Origin of the sequence: Sorangium sp. So ce321, assembly GCF_051530195.1 — a bacterium.
Classification (GTDB): Bacteria; Myxococcota_A; Polyangia; order Polyangiales; family Polyangiaceae; genus Sorangium.
Genome location: NZ_CP150329.1, coordinates 8,586,406 through 8,610,577 on the forward strand (window position 1 = coordinate 8,586,406; position 24,172 = coordinate 8,610,577).

The 24,172-nt window shown below is 71.3% G+C and carries 22 protein-coding genes; 9 read left to right on the top strand and 13 right to left on the bottom strand.

All coding sequences use genetic code 11. From position 1 onward, the window contains the following. Positions 1-24: 24 nt before the first annotated feature. Both WME89_RS31680 and WME89_RS31685 read right to left on the bottom strand, forming a co-directional pair. The gene (locus WME89_RS31680; RefSeq protein WP_438003404.1) at positions 25-1,044 is read right to left on the bottom strand and encodes a sugar-binding protein; all 1,020 of its coding nucleotides are present in this window, start codon (positions 1,042-1,044) and stop codon (positions 25-27) included. A 76-nt stretch (positions 1,045-1,120) separates the two neighbouring features. Continuing rightward, the gene (locus WME89_RS31685) at positions 1,121-2,323 is read right to left on the bottom strand and encodes an aldose epimerase family protein (protein WP_438003405.1); all 1,203 of its coding nucleotides are present in this window, start codon (positions 2,321-2,323) and stop codon (positions 1,121-1,123) included. Positions 2,324-3,718: 1,395 nt separating this feature from the next. Between WME89_RS31685 and WME89_RS31690 the strand changes: the two genes are divergently transcribed. Continuing rightward, entirely contained in the window at positions 3,719-5,020 is a 1,302-nt protein-coding gene (locus WME89_RS31690) for a glycoside hydrolase family 43 protein (protein WP_438003406.1), read from the top strand. Between the two features lie 434 nt (positions 5,021-5,454). Then, positions 5,455-6,966, top strand: a complete 1,512-nt coding sequence (locus WME89_RS31695; protein ID WP_438003407.1) for a phosphotransferase — start codon at positions 5,455-5,457, stop codon at positions 6,964-6,966. 154 nt (positions 6,967-7,120) lie between these two features. Here WME89_RS31695 and WME89_RS31700 read toward each other — a convergent pair whose 3' ends face one another. After that, positions 7,121-8,137: a formylglycine-generating enzyme family protein gene (locus WME89_RS31700; RefSeq protein WP_438003408.1), complete on the bottom strand. Its 1,017-nt coding sequence runs from the start codon at positions 8,135-8,137 to the stop codon at positions 7,121-7,123. 242 nt (positions 8,138-8,379) lie between these two features. Here WME89_RS31700 and WME89_RS31705 point away from each other — a divergent pair, with 242 nt between their 5' ends. Together WME89_RS31705 and WME89_RS31710 are read left to right on the top strand one after the other, a co-directional pair. Continuing rightward, positions 8,380-9,354 carry a GAF domain-containing protein gene (locus tag WME89_RS31705; RefSeq protein WP_438003409.1) on the top strand — a complete coding sequence of 325 codons (975 nt, stop codon included), beginning with the start codon at positions 8,380-8,382 and terminating at the stop codon, positions 9,352-9,354. Next, positions 9,351-9,548: a hypothetical protein gene (locus WME89_RS31710; RefSeq protein ID WP_438003410.1), complete on the top strand. Its 198-nt coding sequence runs from the start codon at positions 9,351-9,353 to the stop codon at positions 9,546-9,548. Before WME89_RS31705 ends, WME89_RS31710 begins: the two co-directional genes overlap by 4 nt. A 51-nt stretch (positions 9,549-9,599) precedes the next feature. Here the strand turns inward: WME89_RS31710 and WME89_RS31715 are convergent, their stop codons facing one another. Further along, the gene (locus WME89_RS31715; protein ID WP_438003411.1) at positions 9,600-10,661 is read right to left on the bottom strand and encodes an acyltransferase family protein; all 1,062 of its coding nucleotides are present in this window, start codon (positions 10,659-10,661) and stop codon (positions 9,600-9,602) included. A gap of 302 nt (positions 10,662-10,963) precedes the next feature. Between WME89_RS31715 and WME89_RS31720 the strand changes: the two genes are divergently transcribed. Next, positions 10,964-11,827 (top strand): DUF6209 family protein, encoded by an 864-nt coding sequence (locus tag WME89_RS31720; RefSeq protein WP_438003412.1) that lies wholly within the window; start codon positions 10,964-10,966, stop codon positions 11,825-11,827. A 179-nt stretch (positions 11,828-12,006) separates the two neighbouring features. Continuing rightward, entirely contained in the window at positions 12,007-12,624 is a 618-nt protein-coding gene (locus WME89_RS31725; RefSeq protein ID WP_438003413.1) for a hypothetical protein, read from the top strand. A gap of 119 nt (positions 12,625-12,743) precedes the next feature. Here the strand turns inward: WME89_RS31725 and WME89_RS31730 are convergent, their stop codons facing one another. The 9 genes from WME89_RS31730 to WME89_RS31770 all read right to left on the bottom strand — a co-directional run bounded on the left by WME89_RS31730 (position 12,744) and on the right by WME89_RS31770 (position 20,208). After that, on the bottom strand, positions 12,744-13,202 hold the full coding sequence (locus WME89_RS31730) for a YciI family protein (RefSeq protein WP_438003414.1): 459 nt from the start codon (positions 13,200-13,202) through the stop codon (positions 12,744-12,746). Between the two features lie 153 nt (positions 13,203-13,355). Beyond that, complete coding sequence (locus WME89_RS31735; RefSeq protein ID WP_438003415.1) at positions 13,356-13,592, bottom strand: hypothetical protein; 237 nt, start codon at positions 13,590-13,592, stop codon at positions 13,356-13,358. Continuing rightward, entirely contained in the window at positions 13,589-13,726 is a 138-nt protein-coding gene (locus tag WME89_RS31740; protein ID WP_438003416.1) for a hypothetical protein, read from the bottom strand. The genes WME89_RS31735 and WME89_RS31740 overlap by 4 nt, the downstream gene beginning before the upstream one ends. A 247-nt stretch (positions 13,727-13,973) precedes the next feature. Then, complete coding sequence (locus WME89_RS31745; RefSeq protein WP_438003417.1) at positions 13,974-14,750, bottom strand: hypothetical protein; 777 nt, start codon at positions 14,748-14,750, stop codon at positions 13,974-13,976. Positions 14,751-14,765: 15 nt separating this feature from the next. Further along, positions 14,766-15,977 carry a hypothetical protein gene (locus WME89_RS31750; RefSeq protein ID WP_438003418.1) on the bottom strand — a complete coding sequence of 404 codons (1,212 nt, stop codon included), beginning with the start codon at positions 15,975-15,977 and terminating at the stop codon, positions 14,766-14,768. A gap of 378 nt (positions 15,978-16,355) precedes the next feature. After that, a complete protein-coding gene (locus tag WME89_RS31755; protein WP_438003419.1) occupies positions 16,356-17,318 on the bottom strand; it encodes a PEGA domain-containing protein in 963 nt (320 codons plus the stop codon). A gap of 481 nt (positions 17,319-17,799) precedes the next feature. After that, positions 17,800-18,429, bottom strand: a complete 630-nt coding sequence (locus WME89_RS31760) for a LysE family translocator (RefSeq protein WP_438003420.1) — start codon at positions 18,427-18,429, stop codon at positions 17,800-17,802. A gap of 121 nt (positions 18,430-18,550) precedes the next feature. Beyond that, positions 18,551-19,282: an SDR family oxidoreductase gene (locus tag WME89_RS31765; protein WP_438003421.1), complete on the bottom strand. Its 732-nt coding sequence runs from the start codon at positions 19,280-19,282 to the stop codon at positions 18,551-18,553. Further along, positions 19,279-20,208 carry a zinc-binding dehydrogenase gene (locus WME89_RS31770; RefSeq protein WP_438003422.1) on the bottom strand — a complete coding sequence of 310 codons (930 nt, stop codon included), beginning with the start codon at positions 20,206-20,208 and terminating at the stop codon, positions 19,279-19,281. Before WME89_RS31770 ends, WME89_RS31765 begins: the two co-directional genes overlap by 4 nt. Before the next feature lie 71 nt (positions 20,209-20,279). Between WME89_RS31770 and WME89_RS31775 the strand changes: the two genes are divergently transcribed. The 3 genes from WME89_RS31775 (at position 20,280) to WME89_RS31785 (ending at position 24,162) form a co-directional block, all read left to right on the top strand. Continuing rightward, the gene (locus tag WME89_RS31775) at positions 20,280-21,269 is read left to right on the top strand and encodes an AraC family transcriptional regulator (protein ID WP_438003423.1); all 990 of its coding nucleotides are present in this window, start codon (positions 20,280-20,282) and stop codon (positions 21,267-21,269) included. A 223-nt stretch (positions 21,270-21,492) separates the two neighbouring features. Beyond that, the gene (locus WME89_RS31780; protein WP_438003424.1) at positions 21,493-22,554 is read left to right on the top strand and encodes a 3-oxoacyl-[acyl-carrier-protein] synthase III C-terminal domain-containing protein; all 1,062 of its coding nucleotides are present in this window, start codon (positions 21,493-21,495) and stop codon (positions 22,552-22,554) included. Then, positions 22,555-24,162, top strand: a complete 1,608-nt coding sequence (locus WME89_RS31785) for an FAD-dependent monooxygenase (protein ID WP_438003425.1) — start codon at positions 22,555-22,557, stop codon at positions 24,160-24,162. Positions 24,163-24,172 lie beyond the last annotated feature (10 nt).

Below are 24,172 nucleotides of genomic sequence, written 5' to 3' on the forward strand. Positions count from 1 at the left end.
GATCCGGCTCGGCCGCGGTCACGGTCACCTCTTCATCTCGGCGAGCTTCTTCTTGAACTCCGCCACGTTGGTCTTCTCGATGACATCGATGCCGGTGTCGATGCTCTTGTTGGCCGGGATCTGCGCCGTCGCCGCGTCGGGCTTTGTCGCGAGCTCATGCGCCCACTTGCTCGCCAGGTAACCGAACTGAAACGGCTTCTGGACGACAGTGGCCGAGATCGTGCCGTTCTCGATGGCCGTGAGCGTCTCCTCTTCCTCGTCGAACACGGCCGCGAGGACCTTGCCCTTCTTCCCGAGCGCCTCGATGGCCGCCGCGATGGCGGGGCCGTTGTAGGACCACAGGCCCGCGACGAGCTTCAGGTCCGGGTGCGCGTTGATGATGTCCTCCACGTTCGAGCGCGCCTTCGCGCGGTCCGTGTTGTCCTCACGCTTGTCGACGATCTCGATGTTCTTGCCGGCGATCGCGTCCTGGATGCCCTGCAGGCGCTGCTTCGCGTTGTCCGCGGAGAGCGTGCCGACGAAGACGGCCATCTTGCCGCCGCTCGGGAGGAGCTTCACGATATGGGCGCCGAGCGCCTTGCCGGCCTCGTGGTTGTTGGTGCCGATGTAGAGCAGCCGGTTCGACTTCGGGGCGTCCGAGTCGAACGTGATGAGCTTGCTCTTCTCGGCCGCCTTGTTGAGCACCGGGACCTGATCGTTCGGCGCGATGGCGCTCACGGCGATGGCGTCGTATCCCTGGCTCGAGAGGTTCTCGACGATCTGGTTCTGCTCCTCCGTGGTGCCGTTCGGCGGCATCTTCACGTCGACCTGAACCTTGCTCTCCTGCTCGTACTTCCGGACGCCTGCCTGAGCGATCTTCCAGAACTCGCTCGCGTTGTTGGTGATGAAGGCGAGCTTCACGATCTTCGGCTTCGATTCACCCCCCGCCGCGGGCGCGGCGCCCGTCCCCTCGCTCTTGTTGCTGCACCCCGCCATCGCGAGCACCGCCAGCAGGAAGGGCGCTGCGGCCGCCCAACCCTTGATCCAGGACTTCGTCTCTTTCACGACAGGTCTCCTTGCTGATTCACTTTCGAAAGCGCATTGACACCACGGACGCCGAAGGGAGGCATGGCGGACTCGCTCACTCCGCCGTGAAGCGGTGGATCATTGTGTGTTTGTAGGGCTGTCCCGGCTTGAGGATCGGCTGCTCACGCCAGGCAGGCACGTTGATCGCGTTCGGGAACTTCTGGCTCTCCAGGCACAGCGCCGCGTGCTGCACGTACGTCGCGCCTTTGCCTCGCTTCGAACCGTTCATGTAATTCCCGGTATAGAACTGCAGGCCGGGTTGATCCGCCTCCAGGGTCATCACGCGGCCGGACTTCGGATCCTTGAGGCGCGCCACGGGCCGCAGGGCGGCCGGGTCTCCCTTGACGACGAGGTTGTGATCGTAGCCGACCGGATCTCCGCCGACGGCTTTCAGGTCCCTGCCGATGGCCTTGGGTGTCGTGAAGTCGAACGGCGTGCCCTTGACGGGCTTCACGGCGCCGGTCGGGACGGCCGGATCACCCGGCGTGTAGCTGTCCGCGTGGAGCGTGAGCTCGTGATCGAGGATCGTGCCGGATCCGTGCCCGCCGAGGTTCCAGTACGAATGGTGGGCCATGTTGACGAGCGTCGTCTTGTCCGTGACCGCCTCCATCTCGACGCGGAGCTCGTTCCGGTTCGTGAGCGTATACGCGACCTTCGCGGTCACGGTGCCGGGGTACCCCTCTTCCCCGTCCTTCGACACGTACGTGAGTCGGATGCTCGGGCCGTCGGGAGTCTCGGCGGTGTCGGCGCTCCACACCACTTTGTCCCAGCCCTTGGCGCCGCCGTGCAGGTGGTGCGGCTTGTTGTTCGCGGCCAGGGCGTACTCCTTGCCCTCGAGCTTGAACTTCGCGTTGCGGATGCGGTTGGCGACGCGACCGACCGTCGCGCCGAAGAACTGATTGTCGGTCAGGTAACCGTTTAGGTCCTCGAAGCCGACGACGACGTCGGCGAGCTTTCCGGCCTTGTCGGGCACGTGCAGCTCGGTGATGATCGCGCCATACGTCGTCACCTTGAGCACGAGCCCGTTCGCGTTCGAGAGAGTGTAGATGTCCACATCTTGAGACCCGAGCTTGCCAAAACCAGCCTTGGTGATGGCGCGGGGGTTCTCGGGCGCCGCTGCTGGCGCGGGCGCTGGCGCGCTCGGGGTCACGGGCGCTGGCGTGCTCGGGGTCGACGCCGGCGTGGGGGCAGGCGTCACGGCCTCTCCGGCGGGAGGATCCTGCGTTCCCGAGCACCCGAGCATGAGCAGCAACGCCACGGCGACGCTCGCTGGGCCGTGCTTGACCCAGGTCCGGCTCGCTCGTCCAGATCTCCAATCCCAGACCCGATGTCGATGCATGAACAAGCCTCCCAGTTCTCATCCCGCAGCGCGAGCGCCCGTTCGCCCCCTCCGCGCGAGCTCCGCCCACGACACGGGGCGAGACACACGACGCCCGATGCGGAAGGCGATCAACCTTCGACAGGATGCCATCTCGAATCCGCCACACGACCGATCGAAGAGACGAGCAACGATGGTAACGCCATGACACGCGCGACGAAGCGCCGCCTCGTCGCCGGACGAGGCCCTGCCGGAGCGAGCGCTCGGCGCCGACGGGCGCCTGCTCACTTCCGGACATCGTGATATTCGATCACACGATCTGCCGAGTCAAATGCAAATCGTTGAGGCCCCGGCGTTCGGCTCGGAAGCCAAGTTTACGTCAGGACAGCAAACGCGGAGTACGGAACGAGCAATGCCCCCGCGACCTCACCGTCCCTCGTGCCGCGACGGCCGAAAAAACAGGGTCGGTGCAGAGTTCGATCCCGAGCCCAGGACGAAGGGCACGGTGCGCAGGACTGCCCATCCAGGGCAAAGCATCAGGACACCCCGTCAGCTATTGTGAACGTTCACACGATCTGTGTCAACCCAAATTGACCCGCCTGCGGCCATCCTCGATCCCGGTCGCGGCGGTCGACTTCGGGCCAGTCGCGGACTGGTAATGTTCCACACCGTCCGCTGGCCCGGATCGGATGCCCGACGCCGTACCCGGCGTCGTGCGCCGCCTCCTCGAGCCCGAGGAGCGTCGAGCCCGAGGAGCGTCGAGCCCGAGGAGCGTCGAGCCTGAGGAGCGTCGACGCCGGGCCGTGGAGCGTCGTCTCGAAGCCGGAGCTGGGAAGCTGACCACCCCAGGAGCCGCGAGCACCGCCGGTGACGAGCGCCCGAGCCACGGAGCCCGGGCGGCAGGATTGAATCCACATCGACCAGGACCGCGGTCCAGCGCCCGCCTCGCTCGACGCGCCGTTCCGGGAAGCTCGTCAGCCATCCCGGCACGAGCCCGGCGGCAGCCGGGCCGATTGGGGTTGACATCGGTATTGTGAGCGTTCACATTTTGGCATCATCGTCCGGCTGTGCCGTGTGTCGACGCGCCAGCGGCGCCCAGGCCGCTGGCGGCAGCGCAGCCATCGACAGCGCGATGTTCAACGCTGCAGCACGATGAGTCTTCGCTTCTCCGCTGTCGCCGCTCGCACAGGCAGCCTCATTGGATTGTACGACGACGCGGTGGCGCTCTGGCGAGGGGGTCTGGACGCGGGGCACCGGCTCGCTCCCAGGCGACCGCGATCACTCCACAGCCTGCGGGAGCTCGTCCAGAGTTGCCCCCGCGAAGGAGCATTCAGGGTGAAGTCGAATTCATGTCTCTGTGGCCTGATGGGCCTCCTGGTTCTTGCGGCGTGCGGGGACGGCGGCGGCTCCGCGGGGACGGCCGCCTCTTCCAGCAGCACGAGCAGCAGCACGAGCGCGGGCGGCCAGCAGGGCGGCGGCGGCGCCAGCGCCAGCACGACGGGGGACGCGGCCGCGACGGGCGGCGCGAGCCAGGGCGGCGGCGCGCCAGGCTCCGGCGGCGCATCCGGATCAGCCGGCGGTGGCGAGGCGACCGGCGGCGAGGGAGGCAGCGGCGGCAGCGCGGCGGCCCCCGTCTCGTTCGACAACCCGATCATCAAGTACGATGCGCCGGACCCCACGAGCGGTCCCGGCGACTACATCTTCACCGCCGACGGCGCCGCCATGGCCTGGGACAACAAGGTCTACCTCTACACAGGGCACGACGAACAGGCCCAGGGCGTGGAGGGCTACCGCATGTTCGACTTCCGACTGTGGGTATCGGAAGACATGGTCCGCTGGGAGAACAAGGGCGCGGTGATGCGCTACAGCGACTTCAGCTGGGCCAGGGGCGACACCTCGACGGGCAACGCCAACGCGGGCCAGGTGGTCGAGCGCACCGACAGGAACGGGAACCCCAGGTTCTATTTCTACGTGCCCCTGCAAGGTGGCCAGTCCGATTACGGGATATCCATCGGCGTCGCGGTGGCCGACAGGCCCGAGGGCCCGTTCAAGGACACGCGCGGGATCCCGCTCATCTTCCTCGCCGACACGGCGGGCACGGGCGCGACGCACTCGTGGCGCAACCTCGACCCCACGGTCTTCATCGACGACGACGGCCAGGCCTACATGTACTGGGGCAACAAGATCCTGTACTGGGTCGAGCTCGAGGACGACATGATCCACCTGAAGGGTGAGACCTACACGACGGACAGCAGCGGGGTGATGCGAGACCGGAGCTCCCGAGGCGTCGAGCTGAACGTCGTCACGGGCCTCACCGACTACACCGAGGCGCCCTACCTCTCGAAGCACGGCGACCTGTACTACCTGACCTACGCCTCGGGATTTCCGGAGACGATCTCCTACGCGACCAGCACCTCGCCGAAGGGACCATGGCAGTACCGGGGAGTGGTCATCGATCGCGTGCCGAACAGCGATACAGTCCACCACTCGGTCTTCGACTTCGGCGGTGCGAGCTACATGACGTACCACAACGGTGCGCTGCCGACGGGCGGCAGCTTCCGGCGGTCCACGTGCGTCGACCGGATTTACTACAACGCCGACGGCACCCTGCAGAAGCTGATACAGACGCATCATTGATCGCGACCGGGCGCCTGCCTCCAGGAGCCGGATCGACTCTTCCATCCGGACCACCAGGGGAATCCACGACGACCCGCGCGGCGAGCACATCAAGGTCGAGGACAACGAACGTACCTGGCCGCTCGATCCGGAAGGAGGACACTCCCCGGGGGTACACGCTCATCTGACGGGTCGACGAGATCCGCCGACGCGCTCGGCCCCGCCGGCGATGACCTCGTCGGCCGCTGCACCCGGCCGCGGGCCGTGCGCCCTGGGTCTGGCGCGCCCGGACGCGAAGCGCTAACGTCCTTCGAGGGTGCGCAGGGGCGCCCTCCCCGCCGGAAAGAAGCCTTCACCCTGCACGCGACGATCGCGAGTCACCTCGCACCGTCATGACCACGTCGACATCCTCGGGCCGAGGGAGCGGGTAGCGGCCGATTCGAGAGGAGACGTTCATGATGGATCCCGTTCGCGAGCTGAAGATCCGCGCCGAGCTCTTGCAGACGCGCCTCGCGTCGAACGACGCGGCGGCGCTGGCGCGCCTGCGCGCGCTGCCCGAGCTGCGGCGCGCCGACGAGGCGGCCCTCGCCGCGGCCGCTCCCGGTATCCGCCCGGAGCAATGCCTCGCGGTGGTCGCGCGCGAGTGCGGCTTCTCGAGCTGGGAGCGCGCGCGCCTCGCCCTCGAGGGAGCGCCCGATGCGCCCGAGCTCGGGACGTTGCTCCACGGCGGGGACGACAGCGTGCTGCACCACTGGTTCGCTACCCACGACGAGGCGCGCGCCCACGTGGCGGCGCTGCCGGAGGCGCCGCGCCGCTACCTGCTCGCGTACAGGCATCACTTCTTCGTCGCCGGCCGCGCGTTCGTCGCGGCGCTCGGGCTCGACCCCGACGACCCGGACTGGCAGGCGATCGGATGGGACTGGGCGCGGCCCGCCGACCCCGCCGCGCGGAGCCGTCTTTACGGAAGGCGGCTCGCCGCGATGCGGGGGCAGGTCGCGAGCGGCCCGGAGCTGCACCCGGACCTCTCCGCCGCGCTCGCGGCCGCGTTCCCCGGGCGCCCGGTCCGCGACGTGACGTCGCTGTCCGGCGGGTTCTCCGGGGCCACGCTGATCGCGTTCGTCGTCGACGGCGCCCCGTACGTCGCGAAGCGCGTCGACGCGCTCGAGCCGGGCGACCCGGAGCGCGCCGCGCGCGAGATCGCGTGCCTGCGCATCGCTTCCGAGCGCGGCGTCGCCCCGCGCCTGCGCCACGCCGACGCCCGCACGGGCGTGACGATCATGGACCGCTTCGCGGGCGCGCCGCTCCGCCCGAGCGGGGACCCGACGCTGCTCGACAAGGTCGCGACCGCGCTGCGGCGGCTCCACGACGGCCCGCCGTTCCCGCGCGGCCCGTCGCGCATGGACTTCCTGCGCTCCCTCGACGCGCAGTGCGCCGCGCTCGCGGGCGCGGGCCTCCCCGCGGATCTCGTCCGCACCGCCGAGGAGCTCGAGCGGGTGAGCGCGCCCCACGCGCACGCGGCGCCGTGCCACCGCGATGTCAACCCGAACAACGTGCTCGTGGCCGCCGACCGCGTGGTCTTCGTCGACTGGACCACCGCGGGCGCGGGCGATCCGTTCGTCGATCTCGCGCAGCTCGGCGTCTTCGCGCTCCCGCGCCCCGAGCAGCGCGACGCCCTGCTCCACGCGTACCTCGGCCGGAGCGCGAGCGACGAGGAGCGCGCGCGGGCGCACGTCGCGCGCGCCATCGCCCTCGCCTTCTACGCCGCGGGCTTCTTCCTGGCGGGAGCGCGCGTCGGCGGGTCGCTCAGGTCGCCCCCCGCGGACGAGGAGCCCGGCCCGCTCGCGGACGTCATCGCCGCGTTCGGCGCCGCGCCGGAGCGCACCCACCCCGGCACCGTCGCCGCCGCCCTCCTGCACGAGATGCGGCGGGAAGCCCGCGCGCTGGGCGCCGCGCGCGACCGGCCGTGACGGCGCGCTGGCGGCCCGGGGCCAAGGCGCTCGAGGGCGCGGGCCCCGGGCGGCCGCGCGCGTCCCTCATCATGGCGCCGCGAAGGTGGAGGTCCTGGCGCGCGCCCGTCGAGCGCCGGCTCGCGCGACAGCTGGCGCGCGAGCTCGAGCGCGGTCACGGCGCTGGCACGTCGCGCGCGCACATCGCCGAGACATAGTAGTGACGGCCGTTGGTCTCGTAGGGCGCGCGGTAGGTGGTGGTCTGCCGGATCCCGGCGGCGACGAAGCTCCCGCCGTGCGCGACGCGCATGACGGATCCGTTGTCCAGGCGAGAGCAGTCGACGCACGGCACGAGCAGGCGGTCGTCGTCGGCGGCGTCGCGCGTGACCTTGTAGGCCTCCCCGGCCAGGTCGAGCTGGCCCCAGCGCCCGGCTCCCCGGGGGAACGACCCGACGGGCGCGAGGTCATCGGTGGTGCAGCGCAGGAGGCTCCAGGGAGGGAACGAGTCCTCGCACGGCAGAGAGCTCGAGCCGTCGCCCTGACAGCAGAAGGCCGCGTCCTCGGGCGTGATGTGCGACGAGCCCCACGGATACCGCCGCTGCTCGTCGCCGCCGGCAGCCGCGTAGTTCATCTCGGCCTGGGTCGGCAGGCGCCCGCCGTCCCACGCGCAGAAGGCGAACAGCTCGAGCCATGTCGCGCACACGATCGGCTTGTCCTCGTTCGCGGCCGGCGCGTCGGTCCACGTCGGCCACACGTACGGGTCGCAGCGGAGCGCCTGGTGGATGGCGTCCGTGCTCGCCGCGAGCATCGAGTTCCACGCGGGGTCCCACCCGCTGCCCGGGATCCTCGGGTGCGCCCCCGCGCCGGCCCGCGGCGGGCTCGCCTGCGTCGGACCGCCGGTCTCCTCCAGATAACGGCGGAACCGCCCGACGGTGACCAGATACCTGTCGAGGTAGAAGCTGCTCACGGTCGCCGGATAGCGCGGGTCGTTGAGGCGATTGAACGTCCCGCCGGGGACGAGCAAGCTGGCGCAGCAGTCGTCGCCATGGCCGAGACCGCAGGTGTCGCCCGCGCCCGGCGCGCCCCCCGCGCAGCTCGGCGGAGGGGCCTCCCGCGCCTGACCGGACCCGAGGATTGTCGCGAAAATGCAGAGAGCCAGGGAGGCCGAGGGCAGCGGTCGAGATCGTCGCATGGTCACTCGACCGGTTAGGTGCGAACACCGCAGCTTCGGTTTCGCGGCGCATCGGGGACACATCGGGCTCGGTCACCCCGGCGGCTCGCTCGCGCCGGCGCGCAACCCTCGCTCCCGCGCGCGCGACAGGTGAAATGCGGGCGGGAGCGGCCCGCGCCGCGCGCATGCGGTAATCTTCTGCGGCTGGCGACGCCAGCAGCGGGCCCCGCCCTCCTCGCCGCGCCCCCTCACGAGCACCCACCATGGCCGATCTGAACGATCCCGCGCGCCTCGCCGAGCTGCACCACGTCCTGCTGCACGACGGGGCGGACGCCCTCCTCGACGCCGCCGTCGCGCGGGCGGCCGAGCTCGCCGAGACACCCATGGCGCTGGTGAGCCTGGTCGTCCGGCACATCCAGCTGTTCCGCGCGCACCACGGCCTGCCGCCGGAGCTGTGCGTGAGCTGCGCCACATCGCGGAGCAACTCCTTCTGCCAGCTCGTGGTCCGCGACGAGGCGCCGCTCGTCATCGAGGACGCCGCGCGCGACGAGCGGGTGCCCAGGGAGCTCGTCGAGCGCTACGGCATCCGCGCCTACGCCGGGGTGCCCCTGCGGGCGCGCGGGCACGTGGTCGGCACGCTCTGCGTGCTCGACGCCGTGCCGCGCCGCTTCGGGCCGCACGTGGTCGAGGGGCTCGAGCGGCTCGCCGCCGAGGTGGGCGCGCGGATCGAGGCCCTGGGGAGCGACGCGCCGCCGCCGAGCAGCGCCGCGAACGGGCGCCTCGCCCGGCTGGAGCAGACAGCGCGCACGCTGGAGCACGCGCTGGGGGTCATCGGCCCGGCGATCGCCGGGGCGCAGCGCGCGGCGGCGACGCTGGCGGACGCGCCCCTGGCCGCGCTGAGCTCGGTCGATCTGCGCGAGGCGGTCGACTGCTACCGCGACATGTTCGCGATCGCGGCGGAGCTGGCCGAGGACGCCATGGCCCTCTCGCGCGCCTCCCCGGCAGGCGCGGCGTCCGAGCTCGCCCTGGCGACGCGCTCGCTCACGCGGGACATGGTCGAGATAGGCCCGCTCGTCCGCCTCGCCGAGGGCGTGCTGCAAGGCACGATCGACGGGGGCGCCGCCGCCAGGGCGGCGCACGTGGTGCGGGACGCCTTCGCCGCGCACGAGACGGCCTCCGCCGCGGTGCGCCGGATCATCACCACGGCGGAGCGCATGCGGGCGCCGGAGGCGTCATGAAGGGCAGAGCGTACCAGCTGCTCCGCTCCTGCCTCGGCGACAGGAACCCTCCGAACGCGCGCAGCGCCTTCATCTACGCGCGGGTCATCATGCGGGCGCGCGTCGTGCCCGACGAGATCACGCCCGCGCTCGACGATCCCGAGATCGAGCGGCGCCTGGAGAACGCGCTGGAGGAGATCTTGCCCCGGAAGTAGCGCTCACGGAGGGCCGTTTGCCACAGCAGGGCATACGGGCGCCCCGCCTGGTCACGCGGCCTGGCGCGCGGGGCGGGCCTTGCGCGGAGCGCGGCCTGTCTCGAGGGAGAAGCGGAGGCGGAGGAAGGGGCGCTCGACGAGGTGATAGGAGGCGGCGGCGCAGACGGCGACCAGGATCAGGTTCTGCGGGAAGGCGGTCCACCAGGCGTTCGAGCGGACGTCGAGGAAGGGCTGTTGCCAGAGGTAGATCGAGTAGCTGGCGACGCCGACGAGGACGACGGGACGACGGTCGAGGAAGCGGCCGATCGGGCCGTCGGGGAAGCGCACGACGCGGTCGACGGAGAGCGCGATGGCGGCGTTCACGAGGCTCTCGCCGACCAGGAGGGCGAAGAGCGGGTGCTTGCCGCCGGCGTGGGCCGCCACGGCGACGAGGGGCACGACGACGAAGGCGGGTGAGCCGAGGAAGCGTCTATAACGCGGCCAGCGCCAGAGGGCGTCGCGCGCGAGGGCGAGCGCGCAGCCGGCGGCGAGCGCGTCGACCACGGTGGGGAAGGTCTCGCCGATGCCGGCGCGCGCCGCGGGGAACGCCAGGTAGGTCGCCACGCGCGCGAGCGGCGCGGCGAGCATGGCGAGCGCGGCGATGGCGAGGCCACGGCGGAAGCCGGCGAGGACGATGGCCGCGGGCCAGAGCAGATAGAACTGCTCCTCCACCGCGAGAGACCACGTGTGGCCGAGCACCCAGGCGCGATCGGCCGTGTTGTAGTTCATGGTGTACGTGGCCGCGTGGGCGACGTCGGACCAGGACAGCGAGACGAGGCCAGTGGCGCGCGCGGCCGTGACGGCGAGCACGAGGGCATAGAACGGCGGGAAGATGCGCAGCGCGCGTCGCAGGTAGAACGCGGAGAGGGAGATGCGGCCGGTCGCGGCTTGCTCTCGCGAGAGCAGCGCGGTGATGAGGAAGCCGGACAGGACGAAGAAGACGCGCACGCCCAGATTGCCGAGGTTGAAGTGCACGGGTAAGGCCGTGTGCCTCGTGAGATGCGCGACGATCACCATCGTCACCGAGACGGCACGAAGGCCGTCGAGCGATCGGATTCGCCCGCTTCGATCCATGCTGTTCCCCCCCGGCTAGCCCCCCGGCGCGCCGTTCGTCTGGAATCCGAGCATGGAATCGACAAGGGCAGCAGGCCAGCACGATCGAAGTCCCTGGAGACCGGCTGGCTCGACCGCGACACATGCGTGTGTCCCGCGCGCCTGCGACGGCGCCATGTGGCCTGATCTCGAGCGCAGCGGGGCGCGCCGGCGTGGTGGCCAGGGCGGGCTTGAACGCGAGCGCGAAGCGTGCGACCGTGGCCGCGACGTCGTGGAGCGCGAGCTCGCGCGGTCCTCGACAGCCGCTCACCGAGGAGGGTCCGATGGCGACGACCGCTGTTCTGCAGTTCTTCCCCGATTGGGTGCACGCGCAGCAGGGCCAGATCGAGCGCGGAGGGGAGCTCAGGATCGACTATGCCATGGCCCGCCTGTCGCGCTGCTTCACGACGTGGCGCGGCGCCGAGATCGGCGACATCACCGCGACTGTCCGCTTCCACCCGCGGGGCGAGATCGTGCAGGGGAGCGTCGTCGAGGAGCAGCGGGCTCCGGGGGACCCGCCCGGGGCGGTCGTCGCGCACACGCCCGCGCCGCTCGAGGTCTCCGTGCCAGACGACGCCACGCACGTGGAGGTGTGGTTCCACGGCTACCACCAGACCAGCGACCGGTGCGACGCCTGGGATAGCCGCTTCGGCGACAACTACTGGTTCGAGGTGGGCGGCCCGTCGCCGCGGCTCCCGGCGCAGCCGGTCGTCTACCGCGCAGGGGCGCAGCCGCGGCCCGACGTCACGAACGTGCGATCCGCGACGATCGCGAAGGTGAACGCGTTCCCGCGGCCCGCGGACGGGCCGAGCATCGGGAAGGACATCCAGGTGCACCTCGACCTCGTCGCGTGGGTCAGCCACACGGCGTGGGGCGCCAACGCATGGATCGACTTCCATGTGTTCGACGGCCATGACGCGCTCATCCACGCCGAGACGCTCACGCTGGCATATACCGGCTGGGGGCCGATCCAGCAGGTTGGCTTTGCCGGCAAGATCTACCAGGGACCCACGGCGACGCCAGGATCGGTGTCGCCGCGACCGGACGCGCGCAAGGTCCAGTATCGCCTGTATTACGAGATCGACGGTCAGGTGTTCACGGATGGGATCCTGCACCAGGCGGAGGTCCCGGAGGACGCGCTGATCTGAGCCGCGCACTCCAGCCACGTCATGCGCGGTCAAGATCGCGCCCCCCCCCCCGGGAACCTCCTGTCCACGCTCCCGGCCCCACGCCCGCTTGCACACGACGCCAGGGCCGGCTCCCGGGAATAACTGTGCAGCCGGCCGGAACCATGTAGGATGGCGCTGCACTCAGAAAGCAGGTGAATTTGAGCTTTTCCGATTTCTTCAAGTCGCCGTTCAGCCGGCGGTCCGACGTGTCGTCGCTGCCCTCGCCGCCGCTGGCACCGGAGGACGACGTCGTCGCGCCGCCTTCTGAGGTCGATTTCGCGGCCATCCTGCTGGCTGCCGGCGTGACCCCCGAGCAGCGGAGCAAGATCCTGAAGGCGCAGGAGCTCCTGAGGACGCTGCCGAGCGAAACCCCCGTCCCGGTGAAGCGGGACATCGTTGAGGCGGCATTCAAGGCCTTCGACGTCTCGACTCAGGAGATCGTGGCCGCGGCGTCGAAGCAGGTCGAGGCGCTGCGGGCGTTCACGCGCACCGGCGAGGAGCACACGCAGCGGGTGCTCGCCGAAGGAAACCAGCAGATCAAGGTGCTGGAGTCCAAGATCGCCGGCGTGAAGGCGTCGATGGACCGGGAGGTCGCCGCGCAGGCGGTGCGCGCCAGGTCCACGCTCGACCAGATCAACGAGGTGCAGCCGGTGCTGCAGTTCTTCGCGCGGGACGCGATCGCCTCGAGCCACCTGGAAGCCCAGGCCGCCGCGTCAGGGCCGGGGGAGTCGTCCCAGGGAGAGAGCGTGGACGTCCAGTTCGACGCGGGCCGGTGAGCCTTGCCGGGGCGCGCCCTCTCCTGCCCGCCGCGGGAGCGGGCTCCACGGCGCCGCGGGCCCCCGGCGCCAGCGCCGGGCCTCCTGGCCGCAGGGCGCGTGACGCCGGTCGGCCCGGCCTACCGCGACCTCGAGAACAGCGCGCTCCACGTCGGCGCGACGTCCGCGATGATCTCCCTGAACCGCGGCGGGATGTCGGAGGCATCCGTCATCTGCTGGATCGTGAGCACCTCGGCGCTGCCGAACCCGACGGGGCACCGCAGCGCCCACGCGATCGCCTCTTCCTTCGAGCTCACCTCGATCAGGTAGAAGCCGCCGACCAGCTCCTTCGTCTCGACGAAGGGCCCATCGAGCACGACGCGCTTGCCCCCGGAGATCCCGACGCGCGCGCGGGCCCCACCGGGGTTGAGGCCCTCGGACGCGATCAGCACGCCGGCCTTCATCATCTCCTCGTTGTACTTCATGTAGGCGGCGAAGAGCTCCTCGCCCGGTGCCCCCTCCGCGTCGGCGTTCGCGTCGTTGCCCCCCGGCGCTGCGGTCTCGCTGGTGCCCGGTGCTGCGGTGATGATGAAGCGCATGGTCGTGTCTCCTTCTCTCGTCGTGCGGGCGCCCGGCCGGTCCCGACCGGCTGGGCCCTGGCTCTACCGTCACGACGAACGAGGGGGCGCGCGATCGACACGCCGAGCGATCTTTTTTGATGTCGCCGAGCGCGCCTCGAGGGCGAGCTCCGCCTACCGCGCGCCAGTGCGCGCCCGCCCGTCCGGGTCTTGCGCTGCTACCCGCGCCCCCTGGCGCATCGAGCGCGCATAGGTCACCCCGCGCTCCAGCGTCGCCCGCGTCGCGATCCCTCCCGGATCGGCGCCCAGCTCCGCGAGCGCCTGCGCCACGCTCGGCCGGATCCCGGTGATCACCACCTCGGCCCCGAGCCATCGCGCGCTCCGCGCCGCCCGGATCAGCGCGTCCGTCACCTCCGGCCTGCCTGCGGCACCCCGGTCACGTCGAGGATCGTGATCCGGGCTCGCTGGCGGGAGATCCCCTCCAGCAGCGTCGCGGTGGACTGCGCGCCCCGCTCGCGCGTCAGATCCCCGACCAGCGGCGCCACGAGCACCCCCCTCCGCGATGGGCAAGAGCGGCGTGGAGATGGCCTGGATCGTCTCCTGCTGCAGCAGCAACATCTTCTGCTGCAGCTGCTGGGTCCTCTCTCGACCCGCACCCGCCCGGGGTGGCGGTCCGGTGACCCAAAGCCGGCACAGCAGCGAGAGGGGATCCATATCGACCCGACCGCGACCGCTCCATTGGAAAGCGCGGCCACGTCGCCGGTGTCCGCCGTCGAACAGCCCAAGCGCGAGCTACGGGAGCGTAGTGTCCGTCACGGTAAGGCAATGGTTCGTCAGCTCCACGCCCTCGCGCTTGTACACGACGCCGGTCGCCACATCGGTCATCGCACCAAGGCCGAGCTCGCCGTAATCGACCTCGAGCTGAGTCACATAATCCGGAGAACCGTCGCCCTCGGTTGGAACGTCGATGCTGAATGTGGCGCCCGTGAACAGATTCTGCAGGTAATAGGTCGCCGTGTCCGGCACCGGCACGCTGGCCCTCTCGACGTCGATCAAGGTGTGATGGTTGACCAGGACAGCGTCGTCAGAGAAAATGTCCTCCTGGAGGGCCAGTTGAGCGGCTCGATCGAGGCCAATCGCTCGAGAGGTGTTGTTGTCCGGCCAGCTCGCCAGGAGAAAGAAGCTCGTCGTGTAGCGCTCCTCGCAACCGAAGCCCACCTCCTCGGCGGACAGCGCCACGGACCAGTAGCGGCGATCCGCCTCGTTCCGCACGAGCTCCCAGCCTCTGAGCGTGCCAGCGGGCATGTCCCATGCGACGAACACGATGCGATCGAGCCGCGGCGGTCCGAGCGGGGGCCAGTAGACCTCAGCGAGCCAGAGGTCGTCCTTGCACAGGAGGCCACGCTCCCAAAGGCCCGAAGCCAAGCTGTGATCGTTCCTGCTGTGCCCGGCTCGCGCGAGCAGCTCCGCGACATCGACGGGGATGGGGGGGTGATCGCCCCCGTCATCGCCGCAGGAGACCGCCGCGAGCGCGACCATCGCGATTCCAACGAGCTTCAACCGCTGCATCCGTTCCTCCTCGGCTCACTGGGGAAAGCCGGCCACGTCGAGGGCCAGCCCATCGTCGCCGGCGGACCCAGCTACGCTCGGGCTCGCCCCAAGCCCGCCCTTGCCACCCGTTCCCGCCTTGAGCTCAGCCTCCATCGCCACCGGGAGCGAGGCTCCTACCACGGCGACGGCGATCGAGGGCCCGCCCTGCCCTCCGCCGCCGTGCCCGCCGTTGCCCCCTTTGCCGCCATCGCCGCCGGAGCACCCGAAAGGCGAGCCGCCGAAGCCCTGCCCGCCCGGCGCCCCGAGCCCCGGCGCCCCGCCGATCTGGAAGACGCCGCCATGGCCGCCATCGCCGCCTCGCGCGGCTGTGATCCCGGTGCCGTGGAGCTCCACGCGCGCGCTCAGGATCACGAGGCCGATGCTCGCGCCCCCATGGCCACCGCCGTGCCCGCCGTACCCGCCGCAGCCTCCCGAGCCGCCGGAGCCGCCGCCCGCGCCGCCGGCCTTGCGCGGGGTGCCGCAGAACATCGCGCCGGCCCGCGTGCCGCCCCCGCCGCCGCCCCCCTGCCCGGGGAACGCGTCGCCGCCGTCGCCGCCGTTCACCCCGAGGTAGTGCCCTCGCGGGCTGAACGCGCCCAGGCCGCGCGCGCCCAGCCCGTGCGCGCCGTCGAGCCCATCCGCGCCGGTACGCCCGTCCAAGCAACCGTCGGTGCGGGTCGCCCCCTGGCCACCGAGGCCAAAGCCGCCGGGGTTCGGGATCGGCATCAGCTCGCCGTCGCCGCCGGGCGCTCCGTGGTCGACCGTTCCATCCCCGCCTCGCCCCCCGATCGAGTCCCCTAGCCCACAGCCGGTCTGCACCACCTGGTCACCGCCGGGCACGACGTCGCCGGTGCACGCGTCCTGCCCGAATCGTCCGTGGCGCCCCGCCCCGGCCGGCTCGTTCTTCGGATCGCCAGACGCACCGTCGCGGCCCCGCGCGCCATCGCCCGCGATCAGCTCGCCGCGGTGCAGGGTGACCTCAGCGCCCTCCAGCGCGATCGCCGCGATCGAGGAGCCGCCCGGCGCCGTGGCCGGCGCCGACCGTGCCTCCAGATCGAAGGCCGTTGCCGTGGCATCGGCTTCGAACGTGAGCGGTGTTTCGTCCGGCTCGGGCTCGATCACGGTGTTGTTCTCTCCGCCACCGTGGCGCCACCCCCGATTGCACTCGAACCCACCCCAGATCTCCAGGGTCCCGCGGACGCGCACGGCCTCGGAGAAACGTTCGGCACAGGCATGCACCCTCGGACGCCTCTGGGGTTCCTGGGCCAAGAGCTCGATGGCCCTCGCGATCGTCTTGACGGGAGCTTCGCGCGTCCCCCCGTTCTGATCGTGGCCAAGGCTCGAGCTGACGAAGACGCCGCACTCGTCCGTCGCAACGAGGTTTTCGTAGGGTTCGTCGGGACAAGGCGATTCCTTGTCGGGCCGTGCCTCCTCGACCGGCGGCTCACAGCGCAGGCGAGGCCCGCAGGGGACCTCCGCGCACCCGGCGCCGAGGGCGCAAGAGGCCAGGCTCAGGACAACGGCCTCCGCGACGGCAGAGCGCCACGAGCGCGTGCGCTGGAGGGGTCGCGACATCGAGGTCACCTACCACACCCCGCTGAACGAGATGCCGGCCTGATCGCCGGCGATCATCGGCACCACACGCACGGGACGCCGGCTCCGCTCGATGCCATGGACGATGAACGAGCCGATCGTCGCGGCGCCGACGACACCCGCGCCGATGAAGAAGCCTGTCGCGACGTCCCGGCCCACCTCGTGCGCATCGTAGAGATCGTTGATCTCAGCGCACGCCGGGGCGTTCTCGGGCGATGGCGATGCGCAGATCGAGCGGCTGTTGCCGTTGTTCCGCAGGAGCGGCGCGGCGCGCCGCTCCGCCTCTTCGGCGTACTGCGCCGCGAGCGACGAGGCGACGAGGCCGCCGGTGAGCGCGAGCGCGGTGACGCCGATCCCGCAAATCCGCTGCGAGCCCGCCATCCCATCGAATGGCCCGGGCGGAGCCGGTTGGGCCAAGGGCTTGGCCGGTGGCCTGGCCACGGCCTTCTTGGGGGTCGCGGGCATGGCCGAGGCCCGAGCGGGCGGCGGCGCCTCCTTGGGCTTCTCGACGAACTGGAGCGCGACCTGGACAGCCTTCCCCTTCTCCACCTGGACGGTTTGCTCGGCATCGAGGAAGCCAGGGAGCGTGGCCTTGATCGTGTGCGCGCCGGGCTCGACGTACGTGTAGCCGCTTGTCGACGCGTCCCTGTCCCGGACCTCCCCGCTGATCGTGACCAGCGCGCCGTGATGGCTCAAGTCGAAGTCGATCTGGCCCACCTCGCGCCGGGCTCTCTCGAGGCCATCCGCGTAACGGCGCCGCTGCGCGGCTGTTCCCGCGCCCGGATCCTTGAGGCACCGGTCGATGGCCATGGCGGCATCGACGTGCCGCTGGAGGGCGAGCAGCGCCATTCCCCATTCGCAGCGGATCCTACCGCCTGCGCCGAGCCTGTACGCGATGAAATAGGCCTCTTCTGCCCGCTCCCATCTTCCCTGGTCGCGGGCGATGTCTCCCACGCGGATCAGCGCCTGGACATCGATGTTGGGCTTGCCCTGCGCCTTCGCCGGAGGCCCGCCATCGTCGCGCCGAGGTGAGTCAGCACGGCTCGGCGCGGCGAAAGCCAGGCTTGCAGCAAGAAACAACAGCGCCGTCACGCACGATGGCGTGACCCCTGCTTGGGACAAGCACTCTCGCAGGATAGAACCCCCCACGGGTCGCCTCGCGTCATCGAGGGGACCTGATTCCCCGGCGCGGCGTCGTTTCATTCGTCACCGATAGCACCTCCTCATCGCACGGTCATGCGTCTGTCGCATCCACCGCGCGCCGAATCCTCCGAGAACTCATTCCGATCGAGCGCACAAAATTCTCAACGCGACCGGCAGAATCAACCACAACGAACCCGTCTTCGAGGTCAAACCGCCAGGTCCCGGCCTTCGCGCGCAAGCCGAACCGCATCGGCGATGCTGAGCGGTTCGGCCGAGGGAGCGGCAGCGCTCCTCAGGGACGCTCCAGGACCATCCGCACGCCGAGCGCCACGAGGATCGTGCCGGAGACCGCCTCGAGCGTCCGGCGCACGCGATCGCCGGCCATGGCCGCCTGGAGCCGGCCGAGGAGCAGGACGAGCGCCAGGTACCAGGCGGTGTCCACGGCGACCCACACAAGCGAGAGAAGGAGCAGCGCCGGCAGCGTCGGCGCGCCGGTCGGCACGAACTGCGGCAGGAAGGACGCGGCGAACACCGCCGCCTTGGGGTTCGCCAGGATGGTGAGGAGGCCGATGCGGAAGGCGCTCCACCCGCCGGCAGCGGGCTCCCGAGCTCCCGACCCCGCGCCGCCGGCGCCGGCCCGACGCCGCCCGAGGATGGACTGAACGCCGAGCACGATGAGGACGGCCGCGCCGGCGAGGCGGAGCGCGTCATAGGCGACCTCGGAGGCCGCGACGAGCGCAGTGGCCCCGAGCGCCGCGACGGAGGCCCAGAAGAGGAGTCCCAGCTCGTTCGCGGCGATGGTCGCGAGCGCGGCGCGGCGCCCGCCGCGCAGGGCCTGCCGCACGATGACGGCGGTGCTCGGCCCCGGGATCATGGCCAGCACCAGGGCGGCGCCGCAGAAGGCAAGGAGGGTCGAGCTCATGCGGGACCTGTGTACCCGCTCGACGCTCCGCCGGCCAGGCCTCGCCGCGCGAGCTCGGGGCCGGAGGTCGAGCCGGCGATGCCTCGCTCATCCCTGCTGGTTGCTCGCTGCCATGGTCTCCTCAGATCGCGACGAAGCCGCCGTCGACGGTGAGCGTGTGGCCGGTCATGTACGGGTTGGTCATCAGGAACTCGATGGCATGGGCGATGTCCTCCGGCTGGCCGAAGCGATGTACGGGAAGGTCCTTCTCGGCCCAGGCCTTCATCTGCTCGCGCCGCCCGGCGTGAATGGCCGTGTCGACGACGCCCGCCATCAGCACGTTGACGCGGATCGGGGCGAGCTCCAGCGCCAGCGCCTTCCCGAAGCTCAGGAGCGACCCGCTCGCGGCGGCGAGGACCGAGAACCCCTCTCGCGGCGGCCTCTCCGCCGAGGCGCCGGCCACGAGCGTGACCGAGCCGCGCTCGCGGAGGAGCGGCGCGGCCGCGCGCAGCACGTTCACGAACCCGCGCAGCTTGTCGAAGCTGCGCTCGACCTGCTCGGCGGTCAGCGCCCTTATCGGCGCGCGGCTCGCCAGCTCGTCCGCGACCGCGGTGAGCACCAGATGATCGATGCCCCCGATCGACGCCATCACACGATCGACGGCGGCGGCGTCCAGCATGTCCATGGCGACCGCGCGGGCCGTCCCCCCGGTGACGCTCGCCGCGGCCTCGTCGAGCCTCGCCTGCGACCGGCTGAGCAGGATCACGCGGGCGCCCCGCGCCGCCGCCGCCCGCGCCGTGGCGAGCCCGATCCCCGAGCTCGCGCCGACGACGGCCACGGTCTGACCCGATAACTGACTCGATAGCTCGCTCATCGCCCTTCCCTCCGGAGCTCCAGCACCGCCTTGCCCGCCACCCGCCGGTCGAGCAGCGCCTGGGCCGCCTCCGCCGCGCGCTCGAAGCCGCCACGAAAGCCGATCTGCGGGTCGAGCTCTCGCCGCTCGAGCAGCGAGGCAAGGTAGGTGATGTCCGGCCCGAAGCCGGCGCCCACGACGAAGACCTCGACGCGCCGGTCCCCGCCGCGCCGCCGCTCCTGCTCGAAGTCGATGGTGCTCGGCTCGCCCGACGCCATGCCGATGCTCTGCACCGAGCCGCCGCGCTCCACGAGGCTCAGCGCCCGGGCGAGCTGCGCGCCGCCGACGTTGTCGAGCACGCCGAAGACGGGCTCCTTCACCGCGTCCAGGCCGACGACGACCTCGTCGGCGCCGAGCGCGCGCAGCCCCTCGCCGCGCGCGGCGCTCCCGACCGCGGCCACGACGTGCGCGCCGGCGCGGCGCGCGAGCTGGACGGCGTAGCGGCCGACGCCGCCCGAGGCGCCCGTGACGAGGACGCGGCGCCCCACCACCGGCCCGAGGGCGCGCAGCGCGCGCAGCGCCGTGACGCCCGCCACCGGGATCGTGCTGGCCGCGCCGAGATCGACCGCATCCGGGACGACGCCGAGGTCGGACGTGTCGACGGCGCGCAGCTCGGCCCACGCGCCGCCGCTATAGGCGAACGACGCGACGCGCGCCCCCTCCTTGGGCCCGGAGCCGTCGGCGGCCGCGCGGACCACGACGCCGGCGGCGTCCCACCCCGGCACCTCGCCGGGCTTGCGCAGGTCGGAGAGGAACGCGACCTCGCCGAAGTTCAGCGATACGGCGTGGACCTCGATGAGCGCCTGCGACGGCGCCGGGACCGGGGGCGGCACCTCCGCGGCGCGAAGGCCGCGTGGCTGGCTGGGATCGTGGACAAGTGCACGCATGGTGTTCTTCATGCCTCCTGCGCCGCAGCGTGCGGCCGGCGCGGCGGGCGTTCCATGCTAGTTTGTCGCCAATGCTTGACCGTTCGTCCGACCCGGAGGCGCTCTCCCCCGACGCGCTGAGCGAGGTGCTCCAGGACCTCCGGCTCTCGGAGGGGACCTATGGCCGCTGCGAGCTGAAGCGCCCGTGGGGCATCGACCTCCCGCCGGTGGCGCAGGCGCGGTTCCATTTCGTCGTCTCGGGCGTCTGCTGGCTGCGCGCGCCGAAGCGCGGGTGGCTGGAGCTCCACGCCGGCGACGTCGCCCTCCTGCCGCACGGGACGGGCCACGCGATCGCGGACAAGGCGCGCGGGCGCGTGAAGCCGCTCGAGGAGATGCCGCTCGAGGAGATCGGCGACCGCACCTACGAGATGCGCGCCGGCGGCGCGGGCGCGCGGACGGTCCTCGTTTGCTGCAGCGTGGGGTTCGCCCAGCCTGCGGTGAATCCGCTCCTCGAGCTCATGCCGCCGCTGCTCCTCGTGCGGGGCGGCGGCGCCGAGGACGCGCTGCTGCCGGTGCTCCTCGACGCCATGGCGGACGAGGTGCTCAGGCGCCGCGTCGGCGCCGCGACGGTGATGACGCGCCTCGCCGACGTGGTGATCACGCGGGTCGTCCGCGCGTGGGTCGAGTCGCGCACGGAGGACACGGAGGGCTGGCTCGCCGCGATACGAGACCCGCAGATCGGCCGCGCGCTCGCCGCGATCCACCGGCGCCCGGGCGAGCCGTGGTCGGTGGAGTCGCTCGCCGATGTAGCGAGGATGTCGCGCTCGATCTTCTCGGAGCGCTTCGCGGCGGTGGTCGGCGTGCCGCCGGCGCGCTACCTCGCCCGCTGGCGCATGCACGTCGCGAGCGGCTGGCTGCGCGACGACCGCGTGACCGTCGCCGAGGCGGCCGTGCGGCTCGGTTACGACTCCGAGGCGGCCTTCAGCCGCGCCTTCAAGCGGTTCTCGGGCGTGCCGCCGAGCGCCTTGCGGCGGCAGGGCCGCGACGAGGAGGCTCGGGCCGCGCGCGCCGTGGATCGCTGACGGAAATACCACGGACATGCCCTGTGAAACAAGCCTGTCTTCCACTCACGAGACGGGCGCTTGCAAAGCACGACGATGCCATGAGATGGTTCATCGTGGCCTGCGGATAGCGATGAGATTCGATGCGCTCGCAACGGGACGTGGCAAGGAAAACGCATAGATGAACATCACAATCGGCGCGATCGCGACCTTCCTCCCCGAGCCTTCCTACACCACGGACTGCTTGCTGGACGCGAGCGGCGGCAAGCTCTCTCCGGATCTGCAAGCGATGCTGCGGCGCCTGGGGGTCGAGCAGCGCCATTCAATCCTGTCCAACTATCCGCAGGTTCTGTTTGAAGGCGCGACACCCGAGTATTCCGTCCGCGGCACGGAGATGGCCGTCCGCGCGGCGCGCGGCTGTCTGGCCAAGGCGCGGTGCGATGCGACGGAGCTGGGGCTGGTGATCGCCGCCACCAACACCCCGTCGCGGCTGGTGCCGGGGCTGGTCTCCGACCTGTTCGCGCAGATGGCGGAGCTGCCGCGCGAGGCCATGAACCTGAGCCTCCAGGGGCAGGGTTGCTCGCCCTTGCTCAAGGCCGTCGATGCAGCGCGGTGGTACTTGCAGGCGAACCCGGAGCGGCGGGTGCTGATCGTCTGCATGGAGTCGACCACCGCCATGTCGCAGCCGCTGACCGCGCCGCGCTATCTCTCCTTCAAGGAGGCGCGCGCCCCGGACGAGGTGCAGCGGACCGTCGATGTGCTCCATGGCTTCCTGTTCGCCGACGGGGCGGTCGCGCTGCTGTTGCAGGCCGACGGCCCCGGTGCGGCGTTCGGACCGACAACGCATCTGACCAACGACCAGCCCCTGGACGCCGAGCTCGGCCACATCGTGGGCGCCGGCAGCGACATGCCGGCCATCCAGGGGCGGCCGGTGTACAAGCTCGGACCAGGGATCACCGAGCGCGGCACCTTCTACGCGCTCGACACGGTGCAACGGCTGCTCGCCCACCCCGGATGCCCGATCCGCGCCGCGGACGAGGCCGACCAGGTCCTGATCCACACAGGCAGCCGCAAGATCCTCGATGGAATCTGCGGCAGACTGCAGCTCGGCTGCGGCGGCCAGCAGGTCGCCTCCTCGTACGAGGTCCTGGCCCGGTATGGCAACCTCACCGGGGCCTCGCTGGGCTTCATGCTCGCCGATGCGCTCCCGCGGGCGCGAGGTCCCATGCTGCTCGTGTCGTTCGGGCTGAGCTTCAGCGGCAGCGCCGGAATCCTGTTTCCACCCGCCGAGGCGCGGGTCGCGTAGATGGATCTGAACAGGTGCGAGACCCCAGCCGTCCTGGTCGTGGGCGCTGGTCCAGTTGGCCTGGTCATGGCCGCGGAGCTCTCTCGCCACGGCATCCCCTGCCGCATCGTCGATCAGGGCGAGGGTGCGTCGAGCAGGTCGAAGGCGGTGTCGGTTCACGCCCGCACCCTCGAGATCTTCGAATCCATGGGTGTCATCGACGAGGCGCTGCGGCGCGGCCGGCGGCTCGTCGGGCTGAGCTGGCACTCCGGGACACGCCGCGTGGCGCACATCACCTTCGAGGGGATGGACACCCCTTACTCGTTCGAGCTGGGCATCGCGCAGGGCGACACCGAGCAGATGCTGGCGGAGCACCTGCTGCGCCTCGGGATCCAGGTCGAGCGCCGGGTGCGGTTCGAGGGCCTGGAGCAGGACGCAGACGGCGTCACCGCGCGGCTGCGGCTCGGAGACGGGGCGCAGGAGACGCTGCGTGTCCCGTGGCTCATCGCCTGCGACGGCGCCCGCAGCGAGGTGCGCAATGTCCTCGGGCTCCCGTTCACGGGCACGACCTACGAAGAACAAGGGCTGCATGCCGACGTACGCCTGACCTGGCCCGCCCACTTCCAGCCCCCGGCGGACCAGAACATCTTCTTTCTCGGCCCGCCCGGCTTCATGGCGGCGTTGCCCCTGGCCGCCGACGGACACTACCGCCTGGTCTTCCTGCTGCGTCCGGGCGACGGCATCAGCCGCGAAGCGACGCTGGAGAACCTCCAGGCGCAGGCCGCGGCGCGCGGGCCGGCCGGCGTGACCGTCCGCGATCCGGCCTGGATCGACACCTTCCGGATTCACTGCCGCATGGTCGATCGCTACCGCAGTGGGCGGGTGTTTCTGGCCGGAGACGCGGCGCACGTACACAGCCCGTTCGGCGGCCAGGGCATCAGCCTGGGAATCCAGGACGCCTACAACCTCGCCTGGAAGCTGGCGCTGGTGATTCGCGGCGTCGGCCGGCCGGAGCTGCTCGACTCCTACGCTGCCGAACGCCGGCCGCTGGCCGCAGAGACGCTGCGCAGCACCCACGGCACCACCCTGGCCATCCGGACCTTGTCCGCGCTGCGCCACCCCCTCGGCTGCGCGCTGCGCGATGGAGCCATCTCCTTCATCACCAGCAGGCCGCAGCTGAAAAGACGGGCCGGGCCTGCGCTGGGCATGCTCACCCGCAACTACCGCGGCAGCTCGCTATGCGCCGAGGACTGGCCGGCATCGCGGGGCACGCCAGGACTGGCGGCCGGGGATCGCGCGCCGGACGCGGCGCCGCTCTCGCGCGGTCCGCGCCACACGCTGCTGCTGTTCACGGAGGGCAGGCTGGTGGACCTCGCGGAGGAGATCGGGCAGCGCCACGGCGACGTGGTAGAGCCGGTCCTGGTGGTGCCGGCGGCCGAACGCCCCGCGGCGCTGTCGGGCGCTCCGCACCGTGTGGTGCTGGACGCGGACCGCGCGTTGCACCGCCGCTACGGGGCGCGCTCAGAGTGCCTGTACCTGATACGGCCGGACGGCTACATCGGCTACCGCAACCTGCCTGCGGATCGCGGCAAGCTGCGCGGATACCTGCGCCGCGTCTTCCTGACGTAGGGGGGGCGAC